The sequence below is a fragment of the Actinomadura latina NBRC 106108 genome (assembly GCF_001552195.1).
GTDB lineage: Bacteria > Actinomycetota > Actinomycetes > Streptosporangiales > Streptosporangiaceae > Spirillospora > Spirillospora latina.
This window is the reverse complement of sequence record NZ_BCQS01000011.1, coordinates 79,877-91,031: the sequence shown is the minus strand read 5'-3', so window position 1 is coordinate 91,031 and position 11,155 is coordinate 79,877. Positions and strand designations below refer to the sequence as shown.

The 11,155-nt window shown below is 72.9% G+C and carries 10 protein-coding genes and 1 pseudogene; 5 read left to right on the top strand and 6 right to left on the bottom strand.

The window, feature by feature from the left end:
* Positions 1-30: 30 nt before the first annotated feature.
* A complete protein-coding gene (locus AL2_RS16430) occupies positions 31-918 on the bottom strand; it encodes an alpha/beta fold hydrolase (protein ID WP_067634735.1) in 888 nt (295 codons plus the stop codon).
* 82 nt (positions 919-1,000) lie between these two features.
* On the opposite strand from AL2_RS16430, the gene AL2_RS16425 reads away from it, so the two are divergent.
* Positions 1,001-1,480 carry a MarR family winged helix-turn-helix transcriptional regulator gene (locus AL2_RS16425; protein WP_067634734.1) on the top strand — a complete coding sequence of 160 codons (480 nt, stop codon included), beginning with the start codon at positions 1,001-1,003 and terminating at the stop codon, positions 1,478-1,480.
* A 190-nt stretch (positions 1,481-1,670) separates the two neighbouring features.
* Here the strand turns inward: AL2_RS16425 and AL2_RS40110 are convergent, their stop codons facing one another.
* Positions 1,671-1,937, bottom strand: a complete 267-nt coding sequence (locus AL2_RS40110) for a VWA domain-containing protein (RefSeq protein ID WP_157438211.1) — start codon at positions 1,935-1,937, stop codon at positions 1,671-1,673.
* Positions 1,938-2,186: 249 nt separating this feature from the next.
* Positions 2,187-2,450 (bottom strand): annotated as a pseudogene (locus tag AL2_RS40105) (TerD family protein); the annotation flags it as partial.
* Positions 2,451-2,805: 355 nt separating this feature from the next.
* Here AL2_RS40105 and AL2_RS16415 point away from each other — a divergent pair.
* Genes AL2_RS16415 through AL2_RS16405 form a run of 3 tightly spaced genes read left to right on the top strand, consistent with a single transcriptional unit; the run spans position 2,806 to position 4,901 of the window.
* The gene (locus AL2_RS16415; RefSeq protein WP_067634732.1) at positions 2,806-2,997 is read left to right on the top strand and encodes a hypothetical protein; all 192 of its coding nucleotides are present in this window, start codon (positions 2,806-2,808) and stop codon (positions 2,995-2,997) included.
* On the top strand, positions 2,990-3,628 hold the full coding sequence (gene folE, locus AL2_RS16410; protein WP_439951367.1) for a GTP cyclohydrolase I FolE: 639 nt from the start codon (positions 2,990-2,992) through the stop codon (positions 3,626-3,628). Before AL2_RS16415 ends, folE begins: the two co-directional genes overlap by 8 nt.
* A 43-nt stretch (positions 3,629-3,671) precedes the next feature.
* The gene (locus tag AL2_RS16405) at positions 3,672-4,901 is read left to right on the top strand and encodes an NAD(P)/FAD-dependent oxidoreductase (RefSeq protein WP_245666684.1); all 1,230 of its coding nucleotides are present in this window, start codon (positions 3,672-3,674) and stop codon (positions 4,899-4,901) included.
* A 30-nt stretch (positions 4,902-4,931) separates the two neighbouring features.
* On the opposite strand, the gene AL2_RS16400 is transcribed toward AL2_RS16405, so the two are convergent.
* Genes AL2_RS16400 through AL2_RS16390 form a run of 3 tightly spaced genes read right to left on the bottom strand, consistent with a single transcriptional unit; the run spans position 4,932 to position 8,534 of the window.
* Positions 4,932-5,987 carry an ABC transporter ATP-binding protein gene (locus tag AL2_RS16400; RefSeq protein WP_067634731.1) on the bottom strand — a complete coding sequence of 352 codons (1,056 nt, stop codon included), beginning with the start codon at positions 5,985-5,987 and terminating at the stop codon, positions 4,932-4,934.
* A complete protein-coding gene (locus AL2_RS16395) occupies positions 5,984-7,492 on the bottom strand; it encodes an ABC transporter permease (RefSeq protein WP_067634730.1) in 1,509 nt (502 codons plus the stop codon). Before AL2_RS16395 ends, AL2_RS16400 begins: the two co-directional genes overlap by 4 nt.
* A 4-nt stretch (positions 7,493-7,496) precedes the next feature.
* Entirely contained in the window at positions 7,497-8,534 is a 1,038-nt protein-coding gene (locus tag AL2_RS16390) for an iron ABC transporter substrate-binding protein (RefSeq protein WP_245666683.1), read from the bottom strand.
* Between the two features lie 46 nt (positions 8,535-8,580).
* Here AL2_RS16390 and AL2_RS16385 point away from each other — a divergent pair, with 46 nt between their 5' ends.
* On the top strand, positions 8,581-11,133 hold the full coding sequence (locus AL2_RS16385) for an AMP-binding protein (protein WP_067634728.1): 2,553 nt from the start codon (positions 8,581-8,583) through the stop codon (positions 11,131-11,133).
* The last annotated feature ends 22 nt before the right edge of the window (positions 11,134-11,155 follow it).

Sequence of the window (11,155 nt, the reverse complement as noted above, 5' to 3'; positions counted from 1 at the left end):
TCCCTGCGGTGAACCTTGATGGACATCGCACTAGGCGGCGTCGATGTCGTCGACGAAGCCGAGGACGGCCTTGGCCAGTTCCTCGGGGGCCTCCATCGCGGCGTAGTGGCCGACGCCGTTGAGCTGGACGGATCTGATCCCCGCTGAGGCGGCCTGGGCCATGGTCCTGGCGGTGAACGGGCCGCCGCCGGCCCCGACCGCGAGCACTGGCATGGTGAGCCCAGGAGATTCGGCGAGGGCCTTGAGTTCGGGCCCTTCCTGAAGCAACGACCGATAGAGGCCGGTCGCGCCGCGCCAGCCGTCCGGGCGTGCGTAGGTGCGGGCGAAGTCGTCGATATCGGCGTCGGTGACCGCGCCCGCGACGGCGGTCATGGAGGGGAACGCGTACTGCCCCAGGAACTCGCGTTCCCGGCCGGCCAGGAGCATCTCGGGAATGCCGGGCGCGGCGAGGACACCGATGTGCCAGGCGCCGCCGTGGGCGACGTCGGCCAGCATCTCCCAGCCGAAGCCGGGCAGGCCCGTCTCGATGGCGGTGAGGCTGAGCACGTCCTCCGGGTGGGTGACGGCCAGCCGGAAGACCGTCGCCCCGCTGATGTCCTGCCCGGTCAGGTGGACCGGGCCGAGGCCGAGGTGCGCGATCAGCTGGTGCAGGTCCTCGGCCGAGGCCCTGCTGTCGTGGCCGCCGGGCGCGGTGTCGGAGTCGCCGAAGCCGCGCAGGTCCACGGCGAAGACCCGATGGCCGGCGGCGAGCAGGGGGATGACCTTGCGGAAGGCCCTCCAGGTCTCGGGGAACCCGTGGACCAGCAGGACCGGGGACCCCGTGGACCCGGCGGCGGCGTAGTGCAGGGTCGTTCCGTTGACGTCGGCGCGGTGATGGGTGATCTCGGGGACGGTGAGGCCCCCCGGTGCGGTGGCCATGGTCTCTCCTTATTTCGACAGCCTAGCTGTCTAAATAATAGACAGCCAGGCTGTCTTCTGTCGAGGGTCTTATCCTTCTCCCATGTCTCGCTCTGGCGCTGATCTCGCGCTGCTGCTGCTCGGGGGCTTCCGCACGCTCGTGGACGCCGCGACCGCCGAACTGGCCGATCGTGGCTACGAGGACGTGCGTCCCGTGCACGACTTCGCCATACGGGCCATCGCCGCCGGAGCCGACAGCGCGTCCGAGCTGGCCCGCCGCCTGTCGATCACCAAGCAGTCGGCCGCGAAGACCATCGCGGTCCTGCAGGAGCGCGGGTACGTCGCCCGCGACACCGACCCGCGCGACGCCCGCCGCAAGCGCCTTCAGGTGACCGAGCGCGGCTTCGACGTGCTGCGCCAAGGCGAGGCGATCTTTGAGGAGCTCCGCGATCAGTGGGCGCGGCGAATCGGCGCCGCAGAACTGGAGGGCATCGAGGATCACCTCAGAGCGCTGGTGGGCGCGCAGCCGGTGCGCTTCGACACGCCTGCGTGGATCGCCCGAGACTTCGGCGAGCCGGCCTGAGCCACCCGGCTGACAGGCGGGACTCGACAGCAGCATTGCAGCCACCTGATCGCCCGCCTTCCGGGCCGGTCAGGTCTGGTCCAGTGCGCATACCGCGCGGCCCGACATGGCGGCGGCCATACGAGCACCTGAGCGAGCCGCTGAACGCGCTGACAAACTGCGCGATAGCCGCGTCGGCTTCGCCGCAGCACTATCCGGCCATGGCGATGATTCCGGGCTGCGGGGGTCTGCCTTCTTCAGTTCGAGCCCAGTGGTATTCCGTGAGCTTTCGCGCCTCCCGCAGTAGCCGGGCGATCTGCCCGTTCTTCGCGACGCCTCCATCGGAGAAGAACAGCACGAAGACCGGTTCGCCCGGACAAGCCGCATAGTGCGCAAGGACGTCTTCGATGACTTGGGGTTCGTTGTTGCGGCCGCCGAGGCTGACCCGGCTCCCATCGGCGGCGACGGCCTCGTGCATGCGCACGTTGTCCCGCGTCCACCTGCAATGCGATCGCCGCCATCCGCTCCACGATCTCAGCGACCACTCCGTCCTTGTACAACGCGCGCATCGAACCGGTGGCGTCCAGGACGACGGCCACCCGCGCTCGCACGCCGCCGCACGCCGGTACACCTCGACGATGACCACCACCGTCTCCCCCGCCGCCATGGCCGGGGCTTCGAATCCGGGTGCGCCGTGCACGTCTGCGCGCACCGTGACGCCCTCGAACGTCCCAGGTCCGTCCACGCTGGCAACGAGCGCGATGGTCGAAACATCCGCGGGGACCGCATCCAGGTCGATGACGACCTCGCCGCCCTCCAGCGCCACCCCGTCCTGAGCGGGATGGTTGAAGAAGACCAGATCATCGTCCGACCGCACGCGCCGGTCATCGCCCAGCAGCACCGCCGACACGTCGATGGCGCCTCCCGCAGCGGTCACGGCGACCCTGACACGGCCGCCGCCCAGCGTGGCGTTCTCCCCCTTGCGCAGCATCGGCCGCCTCCATCCCGGACGTCGGACTGCGAACACTACGGCCTCCCCCACATCCGACACGGCCACTCCAGCCCTGAGCCAGTCACCCCGGGTCCGGAGAGGGATCACCATGCGCGCTCCCGAATCGTGCAGCCCGGCTCGTTAACGCTTGTATAGCAAGGCGATGAAGTGGAAACCATGCTCTGACCAGGCATGCTTGACCTTTAGCCCGAATAAGACCAATACTTGTTGGTGAAATGAGGGGTGATCGTCATGGCCGGGACGTCGCAGCGCCAGGCTGGGCAGCCGATCAACACCGGGCCGTACGTGGCCGCCTTCCTTCGCGCGGCCTTCACACTGACAATCTGGAGTTCTCATGGATGTCGCCGCACTCGTCGTGTGGCCGGTCATCGTTCTTGGCGGCCTCTACATGATCGGCATCTGGATCCGGCACGGCGGCACCTGGGACGGCGAGAGCCGCTCGGCAGGGATCCCGGTCTCCGGGGGCCGCGCCGGCGGCCCGGCGGTGAGCGGGGCGGTCGCGCCGGCCGCGGGAATCGGTGACTGACGTGGTCCTGCGGCCCGAAACGATCCTGTCCGCCGAGACGTTCGGCGCGCGGACCGCGGGCGACGGGCGGCCCGAGGAGATGGACCTGGCGGCCGCCGAACTCGCCGCCGGGCAGTTCCTGCGGGCTCTCGGCGTCGGCACCGATTCCGAGAGTCTCCGCGGCACCCCCGGGCGGATGGCCCGCGCCTACGCCGAGCTCTTCACCCCCACCCCCTTCGAGCTGACGACCTTTCCCAACGACAACGGTTATGACGAACTCGTCCTCGCCCGGAGCATCCCCGTGCGGTCGGTGTGCGAGCACCATCTGCTGCCGTTCGTCGGCACCGCGCACATCGGCTACCTTCCCGGGCGGCGGATCCTGGGCCTGTCGAAACTGGCCCGGGTGCTGGAGCACTTCGCCCGCCGTCCCCAGGTCCAAGAGCGCCTGACCAAGCAGGTCGCCGACTGGCTGGAGGCCCACCTGGAGCCTGCGGGAGTCGGGGTCGTGATCGAGGCCGAGCACACCTGCATGACCCTGCGCGGAGTGCAGGCGACCGGGGCGAGGACCGTCACGTCCACGCTGCTCGGGACCCTGCGGGGCGACCCGGCGTCCCGGCAGGAGTTCCTCGCGCTCACCGGTGTGGGCCGGTAGCACGGCCCGTCGCGATCAACAGAACGAGATGACTGGGAGGCAAATGATGAGCACACCGCGGCGAATCGTGATCGTGGGGGCCGGGCTGGCCGGGGCGTCGGCCGCCGCCGCACTCCGCGAACGGGGCTTCGAGGGCGAGGTGACGCTGTTCGGGCGGGAGTCGCACGCACCCTACGAGCTGCCGCCGCTGTCCAAGGGCATCCTGCTGGGCAAGACCGACGAACCGGACTGGGTACGGGAGGCCGGCTACTACGCCGATCACGGGATCGAGCTGCGCCGCGACACCACGATCACCGCGTTGCGTCCGGCCGAGCACGTCGTCGTCGACGCCCGGGGCGACGAACACGGGTACGACCGGCTGCTGCTGGCCACCGGGTCCCGGCCGCGGACCCTGCCGGGCTTCGACGCCCCCGGCGTGCACCGGCTGCGCACCCTCGACGACGCGCTGGCGCTGCGGGAGAGGCTGACCGAAGACGCCCGGGTGGTGGTCGTCGGTGCGGGCTGGATCGGCTGCGAGGTCGCCGCCGCCGCCCGCACTCGCGGAGCGCGGGTCACCATGGCCGACCCGCTGCCGCAGCCGTTGCAGCGGGTGCTCGGCGGCCGGATCGGGGCCGTGTTCCACGACCTGCACGCCGACCACGGCGTGACGCTGCGCCCCGGCGTCACGGCGACCGGGCTCTCCGACCACGGCGGCGCCCAGGTGGTACGGCTAGACGACGGCAGCGAGCTGCCCGCCGACACGGTCGTGGTCGGCGTCGGCGCGACGCCCCGCATCGAACTGGCCGAACAGGCCGGTCTGGAGCTGGCGGCGGGCGGGGTCGTCGTCGACGCGGCGCTGCGCACCTCGGCCCCGGACATCTTCGCCGCCGGCGACATCGCCGCCCACGAGCACCCCCGCTATGGGGGCCTGGTGCGCATCGAGCACTGGGACAACGCCAAGCGGCAGGGCGCGCACGCCGCCGGCGGCCTCCTCGGGGACGACGCCGCCTACACCGCCAGCCCGTTCTTCTTCTCCGACCAGTACGACCTGGGCTGCGAATACCGGGGCCTGGCCAACCCCGCCACCGACGAACTGGTGGTGCGCGGCGACCCGTCCTCCCGCGAGTTCCTCGCATTCTGGCTCCGCGAAGGGCGGATCACCGCGGCCCTCAACGTCAACTCCTGGGACCACGGCGACGCGCTCCAGGCGCTGGTCGACAACCGCGCGAGGACGTCCGCCGCGGAACTCGCCGAGGCGGACCTGGCCTCGCTCGCCACCGCCGGCCGGGCATGAGCGCGACGATCGGGCCGGCGGCGTGCTCCGTCAGCCGGCCGTGGGCTCGTGCGGGCCCCCGTGGAAGACGGCCCGTCCGGTGACGTGGACGCCGGCCCGGTCGCCGGGGCGGAGACTCACGTGCCCGTCCACGCGGATGTCGACGGACTGGTCGAGGCCGTCCACGGTGACGGTGACCATGGCGTCGTGGCCGTAGTAGCGGACGTCGGTGACCGTCCCGGCCGGGGCCGCGTCACCGGGTTCGGTGAGCCGCAGCTGTTCGGGACGCAGGATCACGGTGCCCTGGAGGAGGGTTCCGGCGGACGCGAGGAGTTCCACCGTGCCGAGCGCGGTCGCGGCCGTGCCGTTCTCGGCGGCGCCGGGGAGCAGGACGGCGTCGCCGACGAAGCCGGCGACCCAAGGGTCGGCGGGGCGGCCGTAGACGTCCTGCGGCGAACCGCACTGGGCGACCCGCCCGTCATGGACGACGGCGACGAGGTCGGCGACGGACAGGGCCTCCTGCTGGTCGTGGGTGACGAGGAGGGCGGTGGCCCCGAGGGCGCGGAGGGCCGCGCGGACGTCGGCGCGCAGCCCGGCGCGCAGCGCGCTGTCCAGGGCGTTGAACGGTTCGTCGAGGAGGACCAGCCCCGGCTCGGGCGCGAGGGCGCGGGCCAGCGCGACCCGCTGCTGCTGCCCGCCGGACAGTTCGTGCGGCATCCGCCCGCCGTATCCGGCCAGGCCCACCAGTTCGAGCATCTCCTCGGTGCGGCGGCGGCGCGCGGTCCGGTCCCGGACGCCGAAGGCGACGTTGCGGGCGACGCTCAGGTGGGGGAACAGCGCGCCCTCCTGCGGCACGATGCCGATGCGGCGGCGTTCCGGGGGGACGTGCTCTCCGGGGCCGGTCAGGCGGCGTCCGCCCACGGCGACGGTCCCCGCGTCGGCGCGCAGGAAGCCCGCGATGACGCGGAGCAGCGTGGTCTTCCCGCAGCCGGAGGGGCCGAGGACGGCCGCCAGCGAGCCGCCGGGGACGGTGAGGTCGAGCCCGTCCAGGACGGTCGCGTCCGGGCCGTACGCCTTGGTCAGGCCCTCGATCGTCAGGTCGGTCATGTGCGCTGCCTCCCGAGGAGGTAGGAGGGGACGGCCGCGAGCAGGATCAGCGCGGCGGCGTACGGCGCGGCGTCGGCGTAGGACGCGACACCGGTCTCCGTCCAGAGCCGTGTGGCGAGCGTGTCCATGCCGGTGGGACGAAGGAGCAGGGTGGCCGGCAGTTCCTTCATGCAGACCACGAAGGTCAGCGCCGTGCCGGCCGCGATGCCGGGGGCGGCCAGCGGCACCGTCACGGCCCGCAGGACGCGCAGCGGCCCGCGGCCGAGGGAGCGGGCGACGTCCTCCAGGAGCGGCGGCGACTGCAGGACGGCGGCGCGGGTGGCGCCGACCGCGAGCGGCAGGAACAGGACCGCGTAGGCGCAGACCAGCAGCGGCAGTTCCTGGTAGAGCGGGGCGGCGTAGCGGATCGCGAAGAACACCATCGCCAGGGCGACGGTGATGCCGGGGAGGGCGTGCCCGGCGTAGGCGGCCTGCTCCAGCAGGTCCGGAAGCCGTCCGCGGTAGCGGGCCGCGACGACGCCGACGGGGAGCGCGAGCGCGGCGGTGAGCCCGGCTCCGGCCGCGGCCACGGCGAGAGTGACGCCCGCCGTGCCGGCGAGCCCGGCGGGGTCCCAGGTGGAGCGGTTCCCCGTCACCAGCCAGTAGGCGAGCGTGGCCAGCGGGAAGGCGACGGCGGCGGCGACGACCGTCCCGCACCACGCCAGGGCGGGGACCCTCGTCCGGCCGAGAGGGACCGGGACGGAGGGGCGGGCCGTTCCGCTTCCCGTCCTGGCGTGCCCGCGCCGTCCGCGCGTGCGGGTCTCCAGCGCGACGAGGGCCACGGTCATGGCCACCAGGACGACGCTCAGGGCGGCGGCCGGGGTGCGGTCGAAGCTCGCCTGGTAGGAGGTGTAGATGCCGCGGGTGAAGGTGTCGTACCGCATGAGCGACACGGCGCCGAAGTCCGACAGGACGTACAGCGCGACCAGCAGCGCGCCGCCGGCCGCCGCCGGCCGCAGCTGCGGGAGGGTGACGCGGAGGAACGTCCGCGCCGGGCCCGCGCCGAGGGACCTGGACGCCTCCTCCTGCGCCGGGTCGATCCCGCGCAGCGCCGCGGTGACGGGCAGGTACACGTACGGGTAGCTGACGAGGGTCAGCGTCACCGCCGACCCGGCGAACCCGGCAATGTCCGGGACCGCGGACAGCCAGGCGAAGGCGGCCACGTAGCTCGGCACGGCCAGCGGCAGGGTGACGAGCACCGCCCAGGCGGGGGCGCCGGGCAGCGTGGTGCGGGCGGTCAGCCAGGCGAGTGAGACGCCCAGCAGCAGGCAGGCCGCCACCACCACGGCCGCCAGCGCGAGGCTGCGGCCCATGAGCAGGGCGGTGGCCTCGGTGGTGACGACGCTCCAGGCGAAGCCGGCGCCGCGCTCCAGCGCGCGCACGGCGAGGTAGCCGAGCGGCAGCAGGGCGAGGGCGCCGGCCAGGCACGCCGGAGCGAGCAGGACCCAGGGGGCGCGGGTGGTCATCCGGTCAGACCATTCCGGCTTCCCGCAGCATCGTCAGGGTCTGCTGGAGCGACTCGAGGTCGCCGAGGTCGATCTCGGGGGCCTTCAGCGAGTCCAGCGGCGGCAGCCCCGGAACCGTGCTCGCGACGCCGGAGGCCAGCGGGTACTCCTTCGTCTCGTCGCTGAAGTAGGTCTGCGCCTCCTTGGAGAGCAGGAAGTCGACCGCCTTCAGCGCCGCCGGGCGGTGCTCGCCGCCCTTGAGCACGCCGACACCCGCGACGTTGATCAGCGCGCCGGGGTCGCCGCCGGGAAGGTAGTGCAGTTTGGCGGTGACGCTCCCCGCCCCCTTCTCGGCGGCCTTCTCGTACCAGTAGTAGTGGTTGATCAGCCCGAGGGCGACCTGCCCGGAGTTCACCGCGTCCAGCACGGCGATGTTGTTGTCGTACGCCTTGACCCCGTTCGCCTTCAGCCCCTTGAGCCACGCGCGGGTGGCCTCGTCGCCGTCCAGGACCCGCATCCCGGTGACGAACGCCTGGAAGGACGCGTTGGTCGGCGCGTAGCCGACCTTCCCCTTCCACTCCGGCTTGACGAGGTCGCGCACGCTGTCGGGCGCCTCGGCGACCTGGCCGGGGTGGTAGGCCAGCACCCGGACGCGGCCGGAGAGGCCGACCCAGTCGCCGCCGCTCCCCCGGTACCGCTCGGCGACCTTGCCGAGGGTCGGCTGGGGCAGCCTGTCCAGACGCCCCTGCTTGGCGAGGGCGCCGAGCGCCCCCGCGTCCTGGGAGAAGAACAGGTCGGCCTTGGTCTTGCCGCCCTCCTCCATGATCTGCGCGGACAGTTCGGCGCTGGCGCCGTACCGGACCTCGACGTCGGTGCCGATGGCCTTCTCCAGCTTGTCCAGCAGCGGTTTGACGAGTCCCTCGTTGCGGCCGGAGTAGATGACGAGGCCGGCCTCCGACCCGATGCCGCAGGCCGCGGCGAGCGGAATCAGGAGGATCACCGTGGCGCATACGGACGTGATACGGCGCAGGGGGTTTCGCATGATGTCCCTCGGGTCTGGCATTCTGACCATTTTGGCGGCAAGGTAAGCCTTGCCTAAGATACACCGGGTGAGCATCACCCCCCAGCTGGGGCCAGCGACCGTCCTGTTCGCCCGGGAGCTGGCCTGCCACACCGACCGGACGGCGATCATCACCGCCGGCGGCACGCTCACCTACCGGGAGCTGGCCGAGCGGGTGGCGGCCACCGCCCGGCGCCTCGGCCCCGGACGGCGGCTCCTGCTGCTCGCCGGCGCCAACACGGTCGAGTCGCTCGTCGTCTACCTGGCGGCGCTGGCGGCCGGCCACCCCGTCCTGCTGGTCCCCCATGACCGTCCCGGCAGCCTGGAGTCGCTGGTCGACGCCTACGACCCGGACGTCGTGGCGCTCCCGGACGGCACGCTCGACGAGCGGCGCGCGGGCTCCGCGCACACGCTGCATCCCGACCTCGCGCTGCTGCTCAGCACGTCCGGGTCGACAGGCGCGCCGAAACTCGTCCGGCTGTCGCACGAGAACCTCCAGTCGAACGCGGCGTCCATCGCCGAGTACCTGGAGATCCGGGACGACGACCGCGCCGCGACGACGCTGCCGATGTACTACTGCTACGGCCTGTCGGTCATCAACAGCCATCTGCTGCGCGGGGCGGCGCTGATCCTCACCGACCTCTCGGTGACCGACGACCGGTTCTGGACGCTGTTCCGCGACGCGCGGGGGACGGCCCTGGCGGGCGTCCCCTACACCTTCGAGCTGCTGGACCGGGTCGGCTTCCCCGGCATGCGGCTTCCGCATCTGCGGTACGTCACCCAGGCGGGCGGCCGGCTGGCGCCCGACCGCGTGGCGCGCTACGCGGCGCTCGGCCGGCGGCGCGGCTGGGACCTCGTCGTCATGTACGGCCAGACCGAGGCGACCGCCCGCATGGCCTACCTGCCGCCGGACCTCGCGGCCTCCCGCCCGCAGGCGATCGGCGTCCCGATCCCGGGCGGGTCCTTCCGGCTGGAGCCGCTGCCGGACCGGCCCGGCCCGGACACCGGGGAACTGGTGTACTCCGGGCCGAACGTCATGCTCGGATACGCCGAGGGACCCGCCGACCTGGCCCTCGGCCGCACCGTCGCGGAACTGCGCACGGGCGATGTCGCGCGGCGCCTCCCGGACGGGCTCTACGAGGTGGTCGGGCGGCGCGGCCGGTTCCTGAAGCTCTACGGCCTGCGGATCGACCCGCAGCGCGTCGAGGCGCTGCTCGCCCGGCACGGCCTGGCCGCGTGCTGCACCGGCGACGACGAGGGCCTGGTCGTCGCCGTCACGGACGGCACGGGCGCGGTGGCGCAGGGCACCGACGCGGGGTACGTCACGCGGCTGGTGGCGGCGGAGTGCGGCCTGCCCGCCCGGGTGATCGCCGTGCACGTCCTGACCGACCTGCCCCGGCTCCCCACGGGCAAGCCCGACCACGGCGCCGTGCTCCGGCTGGCCCGACCCGAGCCGGAGGCCACCGCGGACCTGTGCCGCCTGTACGCGCAGATCCTGGGCCGTCCAGGCGTCACCGGCGACAGCAGTTTCGTGAGCCTGGGCGGCGACTCGCTGTCCTACGTCGAGATGTCGCTGAAACTGGAGGACGTCCTCGGGACGCTGCCCGCGGACTGGCCGACGCGGCGCATCCGCGACCTCCGGCGCCCCGCCGGACGCACCGGGCGGCGCACCCTGGAGACGGGCATCGCCCTGCGCGCCTGCGCGATCGTCCTCATCGCCGGCTCGCACATCGGGCTCTTCACGGTCCGGGGCGGCGCACACGTGCTGCTGGCGGTCGCGGGCTTCAACTTCGCCCGGTTCCACCTCACCTCGTCCGCCCGGCGGGAACGCCGCCGGCGCGTGCTGGACGCCCTGGCCCGGATCGCCGTGCCGAGCATCGCCTGGATCGCCCTCGCCGCTCCCCTCACCGCCGGCTACCACCTGGTCGACGCCCTGCTGCTGAGAAGCGCCTTCGGCTTCGACAGCAACTACTGGTTCATCGAGGTGATCCTCTACGTCCTGCTCGCGCTGGCCGCGATGCTGAGCGTGCCGGCACTGGACCGGGCGGAGCGGCGCGCGCCCTTCGGTTTCGCCCTCGGCGTCCTGCTGACCGCGCTGACCGTCCGCTACGACTTCGGCGGGCTCACGGACCTGCCGGACGCGATCACCGCGCTCTGGCTGTTCCCTCTCGGCTGGGCGGCGGCCAGGGCGGAGACCGCGTGGCGGCGCGCGCTGGTGACCGTCGCGGGACTGGCCACGGTCCCGGGGTACTTCGGCGCCGGTGAGCCGGTGCGGGAGATCATCGTCATCGCCGGCCTGGTGCTGCTGATCTGGGTTCCGGCCCTGCCGAGCACGCGGCTGCTCAACCGCCTCGGCGGCCCGCTGGCCGGCGGCTCGCTGTACATCTACCTGGTCCACTGGCAGATCTATCCGCTGCTGGAGGACCGTTCGCAACTCCTGGCGCTGCTCGCCTCCCTCGCGGGCGGCGTCGCGTACGCCGCCGTCGCGGCGAAGGCCGTGCGCTACGCCTCGTCCAGGGCGGGAGGAGCCCGGCGTCCGCCGGAGCACGCCGATGCCGACGAGGTTCGCCCGGCCGTGGCGGGGTCGCGCGCCGGTCCGTGACCGGCTCGTTCCGGTGAGGTCC